This window comes from Agromyces sp. LHK192 (assembly GCF_004006235.1).
Classification (GTDB): Bacteria; Actinomycetota; Actinomycetes; order Actinomycetales; family Microbacteriaceae; genus Agromyces.
Map to the genome: position 1 here is coordinate 3,065,329 of NZ_CP034753.1, position 17,349 is coordinate 3,082,677.

Genomic DNA, 17,349 nt, shown 5'->3' on the forward strand with positions numbered 1-17,349 from the left:
CCTCGCGCCCCGTTCACTCCACGGTGACGGACTTGGCTAGGTTCCGCGGCTGGTCGACGTCGAGGCCCTTCGCCTGCGACAGTTCCATCGCGAACACCTGCAGCGGCACGACCGCGAGCAGCGGCTCGAACAGCGGGGACGCGAGCGGAATGCGGATGACCTCGTCGGCGAACGGCAGCACCGCCGCGTCACCGGCCTCCGCGATGGCGATGACCCGCGCACCGCGCGCACGGATCTCCTGGATGTTCGACACGACCTTCGGATGCAGCGCCTGCGACCCGCGCGGGCTCGGCACCACCACGAACACCGGCTGGCCCGGCTCGATGAGCGCGATGGGACCGTGTTTGAGCTCGCCGGCGGCGAACCCCTCGGCGTGGATGTACGCGAGCTCCTTGAGCTTGAGCGCCCCCTCGAGTGCGATCGGATAGCCGACGTGGCGCCCGAGGAAGAGGACCGAGCGCGTGTCGGCCATCCAGTGCGCGAGCTGCGCGACCCGCTCGGACTCGCCGAGGACCGTCTCGAGCTTGCCGGGGATCGCCTGGAGTTCGTCCAGCTCCTCGACGATCTGCGCGGCGTCCAGCGTGCCGCGGACCCGAGCCAGGTGCAGCCCGAAGAGGTAGAGCGCCGTGATCTGCGCCACGAACGCCTTCGTCGACGCGACGGCGACCTCGGGGCCGGCATGCGTGTACACGACGCCGTCGGACTCGCGCGGGATCGTCGCGCCCTGCGTGTTGCAGATCGAGATCGTGCGCGCGCCCTGTTCCCTGGCGTACTTCACGGCCATCAGCGTGTCCATCGTCTCGCCCGACTGCGAGATGGACACGACCAGCGTGTCCGACTCGAGCACCGGGTCCCGGTACCGGAACTCGTGGCTCAGCTCGACGTCGACCGGCACCCGCGCCCACTGCTCGATCGCGTACTTCGCGACCATCCCGGCGTAGGCGGCCGTGCCGCAGGCGATGACCGTGATGCGCCGGATGCCCCGGAGCAGGTCGTCGCCGAAGGACTCGAGCTCGGGGATCACCACCTGGCCCTCGGAGATCCGTCCGCGGATCGTGTTCGCGACGGCGTCCGGCTGCTCGTGGACCTCCTTGCGCATGAAGGAGGACCAGCCGCCCTTCTCCGCGGCGGTCGCGTCCCACGCGACCTCGAACGGCTCGACCTCGACCGGCGTGCCGTCGAAGTCCGTGACGGTCACCCCGTCGGCCGTGATGGCGACGATCTGGTCCTGCCCGATCGCGACGGCGCGCTTGGTGAACTCGACGAATGCCGCGACATCCGAGCCGAGGAAGTTCTCGCCCTCCCCGAGGCCGATGACGAGCGGCGAGTTCCGCCGGGCGCCGACCACCAGGCCGGGCTCGTCGCGGTGCACCGCGAGCAGCGTGAACGCGCCCTCGAGGCGCCCGACCGTGCGGCGGAACGCCTCGCGCAGGTCGCCGTGCTCGCGCACCTCCCGCCCGAGCAGCACCGCGGCGACCTCGGTGTCGGTCTCGGACTCGAAGGCGAAGCCCTCGTCGAGCAGTTCCTGCTTCAGCTCCGCGAAGTTCTCGATGATGCCGTTGTGGATGAGCGCCAGCCGCCCGTCGTCGCCCAGGTGCGGGTGCGCGTTCCGGTCGGTCGGTCCGCCGTGCGTCGCCCACCGGGTGTGCCCGATCCCCGTGGTGCCCGGAGCGAGCGGATGCCGCTCCAACTCGTCGGCGAGCACCTGCAGCTTGCCCGCCCGCTTGGCCGTCTCGAGGTTGCCGTCGTCGTCGATCACCGCGACGCCCGCCGAGTCGTAGCCGCGGTATTCGAGGCGGCGAAGGCCCCCCATGAGGACGTCGAGGCTCTCGCGAGCGCCGACGTATCCGACGATTCCACACATGGGCTCGATCCTACCCGCGGGGCCTGTGCGCTCGGCCGGCGAGCCCCGCCGGTAGACTGCCGGGGTGTTGGATCGCCAGTCGCCGGCCGGCGGACAGCTGTCGCCGTTCATCGAACTCGATCGGGCGGATTGGGCGGCGCTCGCGCCGTCGATCCCGGCGCCGCTCACCGAGACCGAGATCGTCCAGCTCAGGGGACTCGGCGAACCGCTCGACCCGCGCGAGGTCGCCGAGGTCTACCTCCCGCTGTCGCGCCTGCTCAACCTCTACGTCGGCGGCACGAAGTCGCTGCACCGCGTCACGAGCGAGTTCCTCCGGGAGCGCAGCGAGAGCACGCCGTTCGTGATCGGCGTCGCGGGTTCGGTCGCGGTCGGCAAGTCGACGATCGCGCGACTGCTGCGCGAACTCCTCGCCCGCTGGGAGCACACCCCCCGCGTCGAACTCGTCACGACCGACGGGTTCCTGTTTCCGAACGCCGAGCTCGAGCGCCGGGGCCTGATGACCCGGAAGGGCTTCCCCGAGTCGTACGACCGGCGTTCGCTCCTCCGATTCGTCAGCGAGGTGAAGTCCGGGGCAGCGGAGGTGCGCTCGCCGTTCTACTCCCACCTCGCGTACGACATCGTCCCCGACGCGCAGATCACCGTGCGGCGGCCCGACGTGCTCATCGTCGAAGGCCTCAACGTGCTGCAGCCCGCGGCGCCGGGTCATCGACTCGCGGTCAGCGACCTCTTCGACTTCACCATCTACGTCGACGCGCGCACCCGCGACATCGCGAACTGGTACGAGGAGCGGTTCCTGAAGCTGCAGCGGGGTGCGTTCGCGAACCCGAAGTCGTACTTCCACCGGTACGCGTCGCTGTCGGAACCCGAGGCGCGGGCTCGCGCCGCCGAGATCTGGCGGACGATCAACGAGCCGAACCTGCTGCAGAACATCCGGCCGACGCGGTCGCGCGCGACGCTCGTGCTTCGCAAGAGCGCCGACCACACGGTGTCGAGCGTGCTCCTGCGCAAGCTCTGACGCGCGAACGCACGTCGAAGCGGCGGAACCGGCCGGCGCCGCGACACGGTGGCGCGCCGCTCAGAGCGGGAGTCGCTCCCGCACGACGGCGGCCAGTTCGTCGGCGTATCGCTGCGCGGACGCCTCGTCGGATGCCTCGACCATGACGCGAACCATCGGCTCGGTGCCCGACGGGCGCAGCAGCACGCGACCGGAGTCGCCGAGCTCGGCCTCGACCCGCGCGACGGCGTCGGCGATGCCCTCGTCGTCGGCCATCGCGTGGTGGTCGACGCCGCGCACGTTCACGAGCACCTGCGGGAAGACGGTCATGGCCGACGCGAGGTCGGCGAGCGACCGTCCGGTCCGGGCGACTTCCGCGGCCAGGTGCAGTCCCGTGAGCACGCCGTCGCCGGTGGTCGCGAACTCGCTCATGATGACGTGGCCCGACTGCTCGCCGCCGAGCGCCAGCCCGTGCGCGCCGAGCGCCTCGAGCACGTAGCGGTCGCCGACCTTGGTCTCGATGACGCGGATGCCGTTGGCGGCCATCGCGCGCTTCAGGCCGAGGTTCGACATGACGGTGACGACGAGCGTGTCGTCGGTGAGCGTGCCGCGCTGCTGCATCGAGAGCGCGAGGATCGCCATGATCTGGTCGCCGTCGACCACGTTCCCGTCGGCGTCGACGGCGAGGCAGCGGTCGGCGTCGCCGTCGTGCGCGATGCCGAGGTCGGCGCCGTGCTCGACGACCGCCCGCTGCAGGCCTTCGAGGTGGGTCGAACCCACGCCGTCGTTGATGTTGGTGCCGTCGGGGTCGGCGCCGATGACGACGACCTCTGCGCCGGCGTCCTTGAACGTCTCCGGCGAGACGCCGGCCGCGGCGCCGTGGGCGCAGTCGAGCACGACCTTGAGCCCGTCGAGCCGGTGCGGCAGCGTGCCGAGCAGGTGGACGACGTAGCGGTCCTCGGCATCCGCGAAGCGCTGGATGCGGCCGACGCCGTCGCCGATGGGCGCGAGCTTCTGCCGGCCGAGGTAGCTCTCGATACGGTCTTCGACCTCGTCGGGCAGCTTCGTGCCGCCGAATGAGAAGAACTTGATGCCGTTGTCTGGCGCGGGATTGTGCGAAGCCGAGATCATGACGCCGAAGTCGGCGCCGATGCTGTCGATGAGGAACGCGGTCGCCGGCGTCGGGATGACTCCTGCGTCGAGCACGTCGACACCCGAGGATGCGAGGCCGGCTGCGACGGCGGCGGTGAGGAATTCGCCGGAGACGCGTGGATCGCGCGCGACGACCGCAACCGGGCGGCGTCCCGCGGCGCGGTTCGCGTCGGCGTGCCGCCCCTGGGTGAGGACCGCCGCGGCGGCCTGGGCGAGGCCCAGGGCCAGGTCAGCCGTGAGTTCACGGTTGGCCAGGCCCCGGACCCCGTCGGTTCCGAAGAGCCGAGGCATCGAGCTCTGCGTCCGAGCCAGACTCAGCGCTTCGAGAACTGCGGCGCCTTGCGGGCCTTCTTGAGACCGGCCTTCTTGCGCTCGATCACGCGCGCGTCGCGCGTGAGGAAGCCGGCCTTCTTGAGGGTCGGGCGGTTGTTCTCGCGGTCGATCTCGTTGAGCGCGCGGGCGATCGCGAGTCGGAGCGCGCCGGCCTGGCCCGAGGGGCCGCCACCGGTGATGCGGGCGACCACGTCGTACGAGCCGGAGAGCTCGAGCACGGTGAACGGGTCGGTGATGAGCTGCTGGTGGAGCTTGTTCGGGAAGTAGTCCGCGAACTCACGGCCGTTGACCGTGATGGCGCCCGAGCCGGGGACGACGCGCACGCGCGCGATGGCCTCCTTGCGACGGCCGACGGCCGCGCCCGAGACGTTCAGCACGGGGCGGGGAGCCGAGGGGGCCTCCGAGGCCGGGGTCTCGGTGGAGTAGCTCTCAGGAGCCTGGTCGATCTGGTCTGCGATCTTCGCCATGGTGTCTCTGAATCCTTCTTCGCGTCGGCGCCGGGCTACTGGGCGACCTGGGTGAGGGTGTACGTCTTCGGCTGCTGAGCCTGGTGCGGGTGCTCCGGGCCGGCGTAGACCTTCAGCTTCTTGAGCTGCTGACGGCCGAGCGAGTTCTTGGGGAGCATGCCGCGGATCGCCTTCTCGACGGCGCGGACCGGGTTCTTCTCGAGGAGCTCGGCGTAGCCGACGGCCTTGAGGCCGCCCGGGTAGCCGGAGTGGCGGTACGCCTTCTTCTGCTCGAGCTTCTGGCCGGTCAGGGCGACCTTGTCGGCGTTGACGATGATGACGAAGTCGCCGGTGTCGACGTGGTTCGCGAAGATCGCCTTGTGCTTGCCGCGCAGGAGTGCGGCGGAGTGGCTGGCGAGGCGGCCGAGCACGACGTCGGTGGCGTCGATGACGAGCCAGTCGCGCTGGATCTCGCTCTGCTTCGGGGTGTAGGTGCGCGTCACAGTAGTGCTGCTTTCTGATCGAGTGAGGGGTTCGTGAATCCCACTCCGTTGGGCGTTCGCGTGCGATGCAGGTGAACGATTCCCGGTGGAGGGCTCAACATCGGATGCCGCGCAGTGACGGCACCAAAGAGCAATCTTAGCCGATGACTCCCTCGACACGCAATTCACGTCGCGCCCGCGTCTGCGCGGCGCGCGCCGCGAGCTCGGCGTCGTCCGGGTACCCGACCTCCGTGAGCACCAACCCCTTCGCCGGCATCACCTTGAACGCGCTCGTGCGCTCTCCCGCCGCGAGCAGTGCGGCGGGAGCCGCGTCGTCGAGGCGCCCCTCGCCCACGGCGACGCAGGCTCCGACGAGCGCCCGCACCATGGAATGGCAGAAGGCGTCGGCCTGCAGCCGGGCGACGAGCACGCCGTCCTCGGCCCGCCGCTCCCACGAGTATCCCTGGAGCGTGCGGATCGTCGTCGCCTCCTCGCGCGGCTTGCAGTACGCAGCGAAGTCGTGGAGGCCGGTGAGCGAGCGGGCCGCGGCATCCATCGCCTCGACGTCGAGCTCGCGGGGGAACCAGACCGTCCGGTTCCGCGCGAGCGGATCGCGGGCGGCACGCTGGTCGGCGACGCGGTACTCGTACCGCCGCCACACGGCCGAGAACCGGGCGTCGAAGCCCGGCGGCGCGACCGCGGCGCCGGTCACCACGACATCGGCGTCGGATGCCCCGAGGATGCCGGTCAGTCGCCGCAGCAGCACCGAGGCCGGGCCGGTCGGGATGCCCCGGTCGGCGTCGCCGCGGCGGGGACGCATGATCTCCTCGAGCGCGGCCGCCGGAACGTCCAGGTGCGCGACCTGCCCGAGCGCATGGACGCCGGCATCGGTCCGGCCGGCGACCGTCAGTCGGGGCGCGAAGCCGGACCGGCGGAACAGCGTTCCGAGAGCAGCCTCGAGCACGCCCTGCACGGTGCGCAGCCCCGGCTGCCGGCTCCACCCGTTGAACGCGGTCCCGTCGTACGAGACCCCGAGCCGGATCCGCACGGCGGCGTCCGACTGCTCCGCCGCCGCGGCACCGGCCGCGGCACCGGCGGCCTCGTCCACGGCGGGCGGTACGGGGGTCGACATGGTCCCAAGCTTAGGCGGGCCCGGCGCCCGCCCGAGGGACGCGGAAGGGCCCCGGTCGCCCGGGGCCCTTCACGTGCAGTGCAGCGAGATTACTTCGCCGGCTCCTCGACGGGAGCCTCTTCGGCGGCAGCCTCGGTCTCCTCGACCTCCGCGGTCTCGTCGGTCGCGGTCTCCTCGACGACCTCGGTCTCCTCGGCGGCCGGAGCCTCCTCGGCGGCCGGAGCGGCCTCGGCGGCGGGCTTGGCGGCGCGCTGCTTCGGGCTCACGGGCTCGAGCACCAGCTCGATGACCGCCATGGGGGCGTTGTCGCCCTTGCGGTTGCCGATCTTGGTGATGCGCGTGTAGCCGCCCTCGCGGTCGGCCACCTGCGGTGCGATCACGGCGAAGAGCTCGTGGACGACGGCCTTGTCGCCGATCACGGCGAGGACCCGACGACGGGCGTGCAGGTCGCCGCGCTTGGCGAAGGTGATGAGACGCTCGGCGAGCGGGCGGAGCCGCTTGGCCTTGGTCTCGGTGGTGGTGATCCGCTTGTGCGTGTAGAGCGCGGCGGCGAGGTTCGCGAGCATCAGCCGCTCGTGCGCGGGTCCGCCTCCGAGGCGGGGGCCCTTCGTGGGCTTCGGCATGGTGTTGTCTCCAGGTAGTGGGGTTGGTGCGGCCTACGAGGCCTTAGTTCTCGTCGTCGAAGCCCGTGTAGAAGTGGGCGCCGTCGAAGCCGGGGACCGAGTCCTTCAGCGACAGGCCCATCTCGGTGAGCTTGTCCTTGACCTCGTCGACCGACTTCTGGCCGAAGTTGCGGATGTTCATCAGCTGCGACTCCGACAGGGCGACGAGCTCCGACACCGTGTTGATGCCCTCGCGCTTGAGGCAGTTGTAGCTGCGCACCGACAGGTCGAGGTCCTCGATCGGGATCGAGAGCTCGCTCGAGAGCACGGCGTCGACCGGCGCGGGGCCGATCTCGATGCCCTCTGCCGCGGTGTTCAGCTCGCGCGCCAGGCCGAAGAGCTCGACGAGCGTGCGACCGGCCGAGGCGATGGCGTCGCGCGGCGAGATCGCCGGCTTCGTCTCGACGTCGACCACGAGGCGGTCGAAGTCGGTGCGCTCGCCGGCACGGGTGGCCTCGACGCGGTACGTGACCTTCAGGACCGGCGAGTAGATCGAGTCGACCGGGATCTGGCCGGCCTCGGAGTACTCGTTGCGGTTCTGGCTCGCGGAGACGTAGCCGCGGCCGCGCTCGATGGTGAGCTCGAGCTCGAACTTCGCGGACTCGTTGAGCGTCGCGATGACCAGCTCGGGGTTGTGCACCTCGACGCCCGCCGGAGCGGAGATGTCGGCGGCGGTGACCTCACCGGCGCCCTGCTTGCGCAGGTAGGCGGTGATGGGCTCGTCGTGCTCGCTGGAGACGACCAGGTTCTTGATGTTGAGGATGATCTCCGTCACGTCCTCGCGGACACCCGGGACGGTCGAGAACTCGTGGAGCACGCCGTCGATGCGGATGCTCGTCACGGCTGCGCCGGGGATCGAGGAGAGGAGGGTGCGACGAAGCGAGTTGCCAAGGGTGTAACCGAAGCCCGGCTCGAGGGGCTCGATCACGAACCGCGAACGGAACTCCGAGATGTTCTCTTCGTTGAGCGTCGGGCGCTGTGCGATCAGCACGGTGTGATTCCTTTCGGCAGGGTGTCCGCTATATGACACCTGCGAGTGTGGGGATCTTGAGTTTGAGAGAACGCTCGCCGGCCGCCGGGCCGGCGCCCACTCGGGCGCCGGCAGGCGACTGGCGTCGGAGAGTTAGACGCGGCGACGCTTCGGCGGGCGGACGCCGTTGTGCGCCTGGGGCGTCACGTCGGTGATGCTGCCGACCTCGAGGCCTGCGGCCTGGAGCGAGCGGATCGCGGTCTCACGACCCGAACCCGGGCCCTTGACGAAGACGTCGACCTTCTTCATGCCGTGCTCCTGCGCCTGGCGCGCGGCCGACTCGGCGGCGAGCTGCGCGGCGAACGGGGTCGACTTGCGCGAGCCCTTGAAGCCGACGCCGCCGGACGAGGCCCAGCTGATCACGGCACCGGTCGTGTCGGTGATCGAGACGATCGTGTTGTTGAACGTCGACTTGATGTGGGCCTGGCCCACGGCGATGTTCTTCTTTTCCTTCTTGCGCGGCTTGCGAGTAGCCGCCTTGGGTGCTGCCATTTTTCTGAAATCTCCTGAGACTGGCGAACGAGCGGTTACTTGCGGCCGGGCTTCTTCTTGCCGGCGACGGTGCGCTTCGGGCCCTTGCGGGTACGAGCGTTGGTCTTGGTGCGCTGACCGCGGACCGGGAGGCCCTTGCGGTGGCGGATGCCCTCGTACGAGCCGATCTCGACCTTGCGGCGGATGTCGGCTGCGACCTCGCGGCGGAGGTCGCCCTCAACCTTGTAGTTGCCCTCGATGTAGTCGCGAAGGGCGACGAGCTGGTCGTCGCTGAGGTCCTTGACGCGGATGTTCCCGTCGATGCCGGTGTCCGCGAGCGTCTGCAGCGCGCGGGTGCGGCCGACGCCGTAGATGTAGGTCAGTGCGATCTCCACGCGCTTCTCGCGCGGGATGTCGACTCCTGCCAGACGTGCCATGGTGGCTTCTCCTGTGAGTGAGTGGAGGTGTGGAGCAACGCCGGTGCCCGGGCCTCCTCCCCGAGGTGTCCCCGTGAGCCGATCGCCCTCGGGCGGATCGGATCGACGGTTCTGACGTTGCCGTTCTCGTGTTCAGTTGTGAGTCGGAGGCCTCGGGCGCACGCGCCCGCGGCTCAGCCCTGGCGCTGCTTGTGGCGCGGGTTGGACTTGCAGATCACCATGACGCGGCCGTGGCGGCGGATGACCTTGCAGTGGTCGCAGATGGGCTTGACGCTGGGGTTGACCTTCACAGTCGTGTTCCTTCGTTCGCTGTCCTCGTACCCGCGGAGAGCCGCGGGCCGTTACTTTCCGGTCAGCCGTTACTTGTAGCGATAGACGATGCGACCGCGGGTCAGGTCGTAGGGGCTCAGCTCCACGATCACGCGGTCCTCGGGGAGAATGCGGATGTAGTGCTGGCGCATCTTGCCCGAGATGTGGGCGAGGACCTTGTGCCCGTTGGTCAGCTCGACCCGGAACATGGCGTTCGGGAGCGCTTCGATGACCGAGCCTTCGATCTCGATGACACCGTCTTTCTTGGCCATAGCCTCACTATCGCTTAGGGTGCGGGATGATCAGTCGTGCGATGATGCTGCGCGCCTCGACGCACCCCGAGGGGCATGCCGAACCGAGCGTGCAGAGCACCAAGGGTCTACTATAGGCGATTCCACCCCGAAGCGCCAGTCGACGCCGGCCGTCAGGCCTGCGCCGCGCGAACGACCGCGACGAGCCGTCCGAACAGCGGATCCTCGCGCTCGAGCCCCATGACCTCGTGGACGATCTCGGGTGCCTCCGCCTGCCGCAGCAGCTGCTGGAGCTCGACGCTCTCGGGGTCCTCGGGCTCGTCGAACCGCAGCGCGGCGCCCACCGCCTCGAGCAGCGCGTCGACCTGGTCGCCTCGCCTGGCCAGGCGGACCGCCGGCTCGATGAACCGCTCCTTCCGCCCGAGCTTTCGCAGGGGCTGCCGGCCGACCCGGCCCACGGTGTCGGGCAGTTCCGGGTTGGCGAAGCGTTCGAGGATCCGCGCCCGGTAGGCCGCCTGCTCCTCGGGCGAGAACCCTCGCTCGGCGACGATCAGCGCCGACGTCTCCTCGAGCACCCGTTGCACGACCCCGGAGACCGTCGGGTCGGCGAGCGCGTCGCTGATGCGCTCGTGCCCGGCGAGGAATCCGAGGTACGCGATCGACGCATGCCCGGTGTTGACCGTGAACAGCTTGCGCTCGATGTACGGCGCCAGCTCGTCGACGAAGTGCGCACCGGGGATCGCGGGGGCGTGCTCGCCGAAGGGCGGCCGCTCGATCGCCCACTCGAAGAACGTCTCCACCGTCACGTCGAGGCCCGCCCCCTCGGGCTGCCCCGGCACGATGCGGTCCACCGCCGTGTTCGCGAACACGGCCCTCGGTGCGAGGTCGTGCCATTCCTCCGGCGTGACCAGCGCCACGATCTCGTCGCGCAGCAGGTCGGTCGCGTTGATCGCGTTCTCGCACGCCATCACGCCGAGCGGCGCGAGGCCGTCGGGTCGACGCCGGAGCGCCTCGAGCACGTGCGGTGCGATGTGGCGCAGCACGCGCGGCCCGACGGCCGTGGTCACGAGATCCGCTGCGGCGAGCTCCTCGACGAGCGCCGCGGCATCCGTCGCGCTGTCGATCGCGCGGAACCGGGTGACGCGGTGATCCCGCGCGCCCGCGCCGACCTCGTGCACGGTGTAGTCGTCGGCCTCGGCGAGCCGGGCGATCAGCGCATGGTCGACGTCGGCGAACACGACCTCGTATCCCGCCTCGTGCAGCAGCAGCCCGACGAACCCGCGTCCGATGTTCCCCGCGCCGAAGTGCACGGCGAGCATCAGCCGTTGACCTCCGAGAGCATCTCGACGAGGGCGTCCGCAGACGGAGCGTCGAGCAGGCGCTGCACCTCGTCCTCGTCGGAGAACACGATCGCGATCTTCGAGAGGATCTCGAGGTGCTCGTCGCCGATGCCGGCGATGCCGACCACGAAGCGCGCCGGTTCGCCGCCCCAGTCCACGGGTTCGTCGTACCGGATGAACGACAGCGCCGAACGCGAGATCGCGTCCTTCGCCTCGTTCGTACCGTGCGGGATCGCCAGCCCGTTGCCCATGTACGTCGAGACGGATGCTTCGCGCTCGAGCATCGCGTCGACGTATGCGGGCGAGACCGCCCCCGCGGCGACGAGGATCTCCCCCGCCTCGCGGATCGCGTCGTCGCGCGACGCCGCCGCCGGCCTGGTGCGGACGTCCCCGGGCGCGAGGATCTGTTCGGTCATCAGCGGACTCCCTCCGATTCGAGCAGGTGCACGATCTCGTCGTACTTCGGCGAGTTCATGAAGTTCTCGACCGAGATGTGCAGCGCGGTCGGCGACTGCTGCTTCGCCCGGTCGGTGAGGTCGCGGTGCGTGACGACCAGGTCGATGTCGTCGGTCAGGTTCGCGATCGCGGCGTTGGTGACCGTCACCGAGTCGATGCCCGCCTTCTTGATCTTGTTCCGCAGGACCGTCGCGCCCATGGCGCTGGAACCCATGCCCGCATCGCAGGCGAACACGATCGAGTGGATCGGCTTGTGCTCGAACGCCGCCTGCTCGCCCTCGTCGACGAGCGCCGCGCCCGCGGCGGCACCGTCGGCCTGCAGGTTGTGCAGCACGCCCGACTCCTTGCCCTTGTTGGCCTCGGTCTTCGCGATCGCCGCCGACAGGTCGCCCGCGCCGGCGGCAAGGTCGCGCTTGCGGCTGGCGCGCAGGATGATCGCGGAGATCACGAACGACACCGTGGCCGCGATGACGACCGAGAGGATGACCCCCACGTAGCTGTCGCTCGCGGTCTGGAGGAGCACCGCGATGATCGACCCGGGGGCGGCCGGCGCGCGGAGCCCCGACTGGAAGAGCACGTTCGTCGCGACTCCCGCCATGCCGCCGGCGATCGCCGCGAGCACCAGGATCGGCTTCATGAGCACGTACGGGAAGTAGATCTCGTGGATGCCGCCGAAGAACTGGATGATGATCGCGCCGGGTGCGCTCGCGCGTGCCGCCCCGATGCCGAAGATCGCGAACGCGAGCAGGATGCCCAGGCCCGGACCGGGGTTCGCCTCGATGAGGAAGAGGATCGACTTGCCCGTCTCCTCCGACTGCTGGATCCCGAGCGGCGTGAACACGCCGTGGTTGATCGCGTTGTTCAGGAACAGGATCTTCCCCGGCTCCACCAGGATCGAGACGAGCGGCAGCAGGCCGGCGAGCACGAGCCAGTTGACGGCCGCCTCGAGCCCGTTGCTGAGCCCCTCGACCGCCGGCGCGAACGCGTAGAACCCCGCGAGCGCGAGCAGGAGGCCGAGGATGCCGGCGGAGAAGTTGTTCACCAGCATCTCGAAGCCGGCCTTGACCTTGCCCTCCCACAGCTTGTCGGCCTGCTTCATGAGCCACGCGGCGAGCGGGCCCATGATCATCGCGCCGATGAACATCGGGATGCCCGCGCCGACGATGACGCCCATGGTCGCGATCGTGCCCACGACGCCGCCTCGCGTGTCGTAGACCATGCGGCCGCCCTGGTTCGCGATGAGCAGGGGCAGCAGGTAGGTGATCATCGGCCCGACGAGGCCGGGGTATTCGTTGCCCGCGGCATCCGGGAAGCCGCCGAGTGCGGGGACGGGGAACGGCCCCGCCTCGATGAACAGCGCGGTGATGAATCCCCACGCGATGAACGCGGCGATGTTCGGCATGATCATGCCGCTGAGGAAGGTGCCGAAGCGCTGGACGGCGACGCGGGCTCCCCCGGGCCGCTTTGCCGTGTCGGACGTCGTTGTCATGACAGGAGACCTCTCTCGGGACGGGTCACGGCACGACCTCGCGTGCCGCGGCTGCGGATTCGGCGGCCTCGCGGGCCGCCAGCTTGGCGGCGGCCGCTCCCTCAGCGGCCGACGCGGCCCTGGCGATCGCTCGTGCGTCGTCCAGGTCGTACCGCGCGAGGGAGGCGCGGACGTCTGCGAGTGCCGATGGCGACATCGACAGGCTGGTTGCGCCGAGGCCCACGAGGACGACGGCGAGCAGGGGGTCGGCAGCGGCCTCGCCGCAGATGCCGACGGGTTTGCCGGTCGCGGCGCCTGCGCGTCCGACCTCGGCGATGAGTTTCAGGACGGCCGGATGCCACGGGTCCTGCAGTGCGGTGACCGTGCCGAGCAGGCGGTCGGCGGCCATCGTGTACTGGGTCAGGTCGTTGGTGCCGATCGAGGCGAAGTCGGCGACCCCGAGGACGCGCTCCGCGAGCAGCGCCGCCGAGGGCACCTCGACCATGACGCCCACGGTCGCGATGCCGAGCTCGCGGGCGAGTTCGGTGAAGTACCGCGTCTCCTCGACCGTCGCGATCATCGGTGCCATCACCTGCAGGTCCGCCGACGTCGCCGCGTCGGCCGCGGCGAGCGCGGTCAGCTGCTCGCGCAGGATGACCTCAGAGTGCCGCAGCGCGCGGATGCCGCGGAGCCCGAGCGCGGGATTCTCCTCGTCGGCGTCGTTGAGGAACGACAGCGGCTTGTCGGCGCCGGCATCGAGCACGCGCACGACGACCTTGCGCCCCTCGAACGCGCCGAGGAGCTTCTCGTACTGCGCCTGTTGCTCGGTCACGCTCGGCGCGCGGTCGGCGTCGAGGAAGAGGAACTCGGTGCGGAACAGCCCGACGCCCTCCGCGCCGAGCGCGATGGCCTCGGTCGCGGCATCCGCCGACCCGAGGTTGGCCAGCAACGGCACCGCGGTTCCGTCGGCGAGCCGGCCCGGCGTCACGGGCGCCGACGCGGCGCGCTCCCGCGCGGCGATGCGCTCGCGCGCCTCGCCCACCTGCACGGTGGTGGGGTCGGCGACGACGAGGTCGCGTTCGGCGTCGACGATCACGGAGTCGCCGTCGGCCAACGAGCCGGCGCCCGCGGCGCCGACGACCGCGACGATCGACTTCTCGCGCGCGAGGATCGCGGTGTGCGAGGTCGGGCCGCCGTCGATCGTCACGAGACCGAGCACGCGGTCGAGATCCAGGGTCGCGGTGTCGGCCGGCGCCAGGTCGCGCGCGACGAGCACGAACGGATACCCGGGATCCGGCACCCCGGGCGCCGGCAGCTTGAGCAGATGCGCGATCGTGCGCTGCGACACGTCGTCGAGGTCGGCGGCGCGCTCGCCGAGGTATCCGCCCATGCCGGCCAGCAGTTCGCGGAACGCCGCGAACGCCTCGAACACGGCTCGTTCGGCGGTCTTGCCCTCACCGAGCCGCGCGGCGACGTCGTCGGCGAGCGTGACGTCCTCGGCCATCATGGCCTGCGCCTCGAGCACGTCCTTCGCCGCGCCGCCCGCCCGCGCCCCACGGCGCTGCAGGTCGTCGGCGACGAAGGCGAGCGATGCGCGCGCCCGCTCCTCCTCGCGTGCCGGGTCGAGGTGGCTCGGCCGGTCGACCGGTTCGGGCAGCCGTTCGGCCATCCGCACCACCGGCCCGATCGCGACGCCCTGCCCGATGCCGGTGCCCTGGATCTCGTTCACGCTGTCCTCCCGCTCGTCCGATCGGGAGACGGTCGGACGCCGCTAGCCGTCGTGGTCGGTGAGCAGGAGGTCGACCAGATCGTCGAGGACGCGCGCCTCGTCGCCCCCGTCGACGACGAGGGTGACCTCGTCGCCGTGGTCGATGCCCTGCGCGATGACCGCGAGGATGCTGGCGGCGTTGACAGGTGCCCCGTCGCCCTTGGCGATGGTGACACTCGACCCCGAAGCGGCGACGGCCTGGGTGAAGAGCTTGGCCGGCCGGGCGTGCAGCCCGTGCGTCGATCCGATCCGAACTGTGCGTTCCACGATGTCCCCGGTTCTCGTCGCTGGAGTCCGTCCCCCGATTCACCACCATAGCCCGCGCACCCCTGTCGGGGCACGCACGGCTCCGGCCCGGTCACGACCCCACCCCAGCTGACGAGATGGCGAGGTCGAGGGCTGCGCCGCCGTCGTCCGCCGCAGCGGACTCGGGCAGCATCGCGAACGGCACGGATGCCTCGGCCGCGAGCGTGCGGATGCGTTCGGCGCTGCCCGCGAGATGCGCCCCCACGAGGAGCACGTCGGCGTCGGCGAGCGCGTCGGCGAGCGTCGACTCCGTGGCGGCCCGCGCGTCGACCTGCAGTCCGCGTTCGCGTGCGCGCATACGCAGGCGATGGGCGACGAACGTGCTCGACGCGCCGGCGCCGCAGACCACGATGATGCGCATGCCGCCCCCTTCGCCGGTCGGTCCTCGTCGATCGCCCACGGCGTGCGCCGCGACGCATCCGATGATCCTCGTGCGACGCGGCGGCGGCCACCAGATTCGCTTCCGCCCGGGAGGAAATCGGCGTCGGATGCGGCGACACGGCGACGCCCGGATGGTTGACTGCTGTCGTGGCCGAGCGATGGCAGCGACTCCTCGATGAGCTCGCGCGCGCCGACGACTGGACGACGGCGTCGGAACTCGCGGACCGCCTCGGCGTGTCGACGCGCACCGTCCGCACCTGGGTGGCCCGCGCCAACGCCGACGGCCCGCTCGTGGCATCCGGCCCCGACGGCTATCGAGTGGACCTCGCGGCCCTCGCCCGCCGCGACCGCACGGACGACGGCGAGTCGGGCTTCGACCGTCCGGACGGGCGCACGGCCAGGATCATCCGGACGCTCGTCGACGCCGATGACGCCGACGTGCACGACCTCGCCGACGATCTCCACGTCAGCGGTTCCACGGTCGAGGCCGACCTCTCGCGCGTGCGGGTTCGACTCGCGGACGGCCCGCTGCGGCTGGAGCGCAGCGGGGCACGGGTCGCGCTCCGCGGCCCCGAGCCGGCCAAGCGACGCCTCCTCGGGGACCTGCTGCGCGAGGAGACGCTCCGCGGACGGGTGGCCGTCGACGCGCTCCGACGACGGTTTCCCGAACTGCCCGGCTTCCGCACCGCGCTCGTCGACGGGCTCGCGAGCGCCGGGTACGCGCCGAACGGCTACGCACTCGACGACGTCCTGCTGCACATCGCGATCGCCGCGGACCGGGTCGACCGCGTCGGCGCGCTCGACGCCACCGAGCCACCCGACGCTCCCGAGTCGCCCGACGCCCTCGAGGCACCCGACGCCCTCGAGGCACCCGACGCCCTCGAGTCGCTGCTCGCCGCCCTCGTCGAACGCCATCTCGACGTGCGCCTGCCGCCGCCCGACCGGACCCACCTCGCTCGCCTGCTCCGGACCAGAGCCGCCACGGTGCAGTCCACCGCCGACGGTCCCGCCGCGTCGCCGCGAACCGCGCTCGTGCGCCGGATCGTCCGGCGGGCGGCATCCGAGTACCTCGTCGACCTCGACGACGAGCTGGTCGAACGGCTCGCGCTCCACGTCGACAACCTGGCCGCACGGTCGGCCGACCGGGCGTTCTCACGCAATCCGCTCACGGCGCAGATCAAGGCCGCGTACCCGCTCGTCTACGAGCTCGGTGTGTATGTCGCCAGTGAGCTGTACCGCGCCGAGGGCATCCGCGTGAACGACGACGAGATCGCCTACCTCGCGATGCACCTCGGCGCTCACGTCGAGCGTCGGCTCGCCGCCGACGACCGCATCCGCATCGCCGTCGTCGCACCCGAGTACCACGACCTGCGCGATCGACTGCGCGAACGGGTGCAACGGGAACTCGGCGACACCGCGGGCGTCGTCTCGACGGACGACGACGCGGCAGCGACCGCCGACCTCGTCGTCGCGGTCGTGCCGCCTTCGGTCGCGACGGCCCGGCTGGTCCTGGTCTCGCCGCTGCCGACGTCGGCCGACCTGGAACGGGTGCGGCTCGAGGTCAACCGCCTTCGTGCGAGTCGCGCGACGGCGAGGCTCGCTGCCCGGCTGGCCGAACTGATCGAGCCGGGGTCGTTCGTCCGCGGCCTCCGAGGACGCGACCGCGAGGCGATCATCCGAATGCTCGGCGCCCGGCTCATCGCCGTCGACGCCATCGACCAGGCCTACGTCGACGGCGCGGTCGAGCGGGAGCGGATGTCGTCGACCGCGTTCGCGGAGCACCTCGCGGTGCCGCACGCGATGCGGATGTCGGCTGCGCGCACCGCGATCGCGATCGGCGTCGACGACGTCGCCGTCGACTGGGCGGGGACGCCCGTGCACCTCGTGGCGCTGATCGCGTTCGCCGACAGCGGGCGCGCCGAATTCCAGGAACTGTTCGACCAGTTCGTGCTGACGTTCGCCGATCGCGACAACGTCCTGCGGCTCGTCCACGGCGCCGAAGACCACGCCGGCCTCGTCGCCGAACTGGCGCACCTCATGCACGCGGCGGAGGTCGGCTGAGCGGTT

General features: G+C 70.9%; 19 protein-coding genes. 2 read left to right on the top strand and 17 right to left on the bottom strand.

The features are described 5' to 3' along the window. Positions 1–13: 13 nt before the first annotated feature. Positions 14–1,864 carry a glutamine--fructose-6-phosphate transaminase (isomerizing) gene (glmS, locus tag ELQ40_RS13870; protein ID WP_127794215.1) on the bottom strand — a complete coding sequence of 617 codons (1,851 nt, stop codon included), beginning with the start codon at positions 1,862–1,864 and terminating at the stop codon, positions 14–16. A gap of 64 nt (positions 1,865–1,928) precedes the next feature. Here glmS and coaA point away from each other — a divergent pair, with 64 nt between their 5' ends. Beyond that, entirely contained in the window at positions 1,929–2,879 is a 951-nt protein-coding gene (coaA, locus tag ELQ40_RS13875; protein ID WP_240665805.1) for a type I pantothenate kinase, read from the top strand. A 60-nt stretch (positions 2,880–2,939) separates the two neighbouring features. Here coaA and glmM read toward each other — a convergent pair whose 3' ends face one another. The 16 genes from glmM to ELQ40_RS13955 all read right to left on the bottom strand — a co-directional run bounded on the left by glmM (position 2,940) and on the right by ELQ40_RS13955 (position 15,262). Beyond that, the gene (glmM, locus tag ELQ40_RS13880) at positions 2,940–4,301 is read right to left on the bottom strand and encodes a phosphoglucosamine mutase (RefSeq protein WP_127794216.1); all 1,362 of its coding nucleotides are present in this window, start codon (positions 4,299–4,301) and stop codon (positions 2,940–2,942) included. 23 nt (positions 4,302–4,324) lie between these two features. Continuing rightward, a complete protein-coding gene (gene rpsI, locus ELQ40_RS13885; RefSeq protein ID WP_127794217.1) occupies positions 4,325–4,810 on the bottom strand; it encodes a 30S ribosomal protein S9 in 486 nt (161 codons plus the stop codon). A gap of 35 nt (positions 4,811–4,845) precedes the next feature. Beyond that, positions 4,846–5,292, bottom strand: coding sequence for a 50S ribosomal protein L13 (gene rplM / locus ELQ40_RS13890; RefSeq protein WP_127794218.1), 447 nt, complete (start codon positions 5,290–5,292; stop codon positions 4,846–4,848). Between the two features lie 136 nt (positions 5,293–5,428). Continuing rightward, positions 5,429–6,403 carry a tRNA pseudouridine synthase A gene (locus ELQ40_RS13895; RefSeq protein WP_127794219.1) on the bottom strand — a complete coding sequence of 325 codons (975 nt, stop codon included), beginning with the start codon at positions 6,401–6,403 and terminating at the stop codon, positions 5,429–5,431. A gap of 89 nt (positions 6,404–6,492) precedes the next feature. Next, the gene (rplQ, locus tag ELQ40_RS13900) at positions 6,493–7,026 is read right to left on the bottom strand and encodes a 50S ribosomal protein L17 (RefSeq protein WP_127794220.1); all 534 of its coding nucleotides are present in this window, start codon (positions 7,024–7,026) and stop codon (positions 6,493–6,495) included. Between the two features lie 43 nt (positions 7,027–7,069). Continuing rightward, on the bottom strand, positions 7,070–8,056 hold the full coding sequence (locus ELQ40_RS13905) for a DNA-directed RNA polymerase subunit alpha (protein WP_127794221.1): 987 nt from the start codon (positions 8,054–8,056) through the stop codon (positions 7,070–7,072). Positions 8,057–8,188: 132 nt separating this feature from the next. Further along, entirely contained in the window at positions 8,189–8,587 is a 399-nt protein-coding gene (gene rpsK, locus ELQ40_RS13910; RefSeq protein ID WP_127794222.1) for a 30S ribosomal protein S11, read from the bottom strand. Positions 8,588–8,622: 35 nt separating this feature from the next. Beyond that, positions 8,623–9,003: a 30S ribosomal protein S13 gene (rpsM, locus tag ELQ40_RS13915; RefSeq protein ID WP_127794223.1), complete on the bottom strand. Its 381-nt coding sequence runs from the start codon at positions 9,001–9,003 to the stop codon at positions 8,623–8,625. 173 nt (positions 9,004–9,176) lie between these two features. Then, positions 9,177–9,293, bottom strand: coding sequence for a 50S ribosomal protein L36 (gene rpmJ / locus ELQ40_RS13920; RefSeq protein ID WP_005050492.1), 117 nt, complete (start codon positions 9,291–9,293; stop codon positions 9,177–9,179). 69 nt (positions 9,294–9,362) lie between these two features. After that, positions 9,363–9,584 carry a translation initiation factor IF-1 gene (gene infA / locus ELQ40_RS13925; protein WP_011186713.1) on the bottom strand — a complete coding sequence of 74 codons (222 nt, stop codon included), beginning with the start codon at positions 9,582–9,584 and terminating at the stop codon, positions 9,363–9,365. A gap of 152 nt (positions 9,585–9,736) precedes the next feature. Next, complete coding sequence (locus ELQ40_RS13930) at positions 9,737–10,882, bottom strand: mannitol-1-phosphate 5-dehydrogenase (RefSeq protein WP_127794224.1); 1,146 nt, start codon at positions 10,880–10,882, stop codon at positions 9,737–9,739. Then, entirely contained in the window at positions 10,882–11,319 is a 438-nt protein-coding gene (locus ELQ40_RS13935) for a PTS sugar transporter subunit IIA (protein ID WP_127794225.1), read from the bottom strand. Before ELQ40_RS13935 ends, ELQ40_RS13930 begins: the two co-directional genes overlap by 1 nt. Next, entirely contained in the window at positions 11,319–12,848 is a 1,530-nt protein-coding gene (locus ELQ40_RS13940; RefSeq protein ID WP_127794226.1) for a PTS mannitol transporter subunit IICB, read from the bottom strand. The genes ELQ40_RS13935 and ELQ40_RS13940 overlap by 1 nt, the downstream gene beginning before the upstream one ends. Positions 12,849–12,873: 25 nt before the next feature. Beyond that, complete coding sequence (ptsP, locus tag ELQ40_RS13945) at positions 12,874–14,556, bottom strand: phosphoenolpyruvate--protein phosphotransferase (RefSeq protein WP_127794227.1); 1,683 nt, start codon at positions 14,554–14,556, stop codon at positions 12,874–12,876. 42 nt (positions 14,557–14,598) lie between these two features. Further along, on the bottom strand, positions 14,599–14,865 hold the full coding sequence (locus tag ELQ40_RS13950) for an HPr family phosphocarrier protein (RefSeq protein ID WP_127794228.1): 267 nt from the start codon (positions 14,863–14,865) through the stop codon (positions 14,599–14,601). Positions 14,866–14,953: 88 nt separating this feature from the next. Then, on the bottom strand, positions 14,954–15,262 hold the full coding sequence (locus tag ELQ40_RS13955) for a PTS sugar transporter subunit IIB (RefSeq protein WP_127794229.1): 309 nt from the start codon (positions 15,260–15,262) through the stop codon (positions 14,954–14,956). A gap of 167 nt (positions 15,263–15,429) precedes the next feature. On the opposite strand from ELQ40_RS13955, the gene ELQ40_RS13960 reads away from it, so the two are divergent. After that, positions 15,430–17,343: a PTS sugar transporter subunit IIA gene (locus ELQ40_RS13960; RefSeq protein WP_127794230.1), complete on the top strand. Its 1,914-nt coding sequence runs from the start codon at positions 15,430–15,432 to the stop codon at positions 17,341–17,343. The last annotated feature ends 6 nt before the right edge of the window (positions 17,344–17,349 follow it).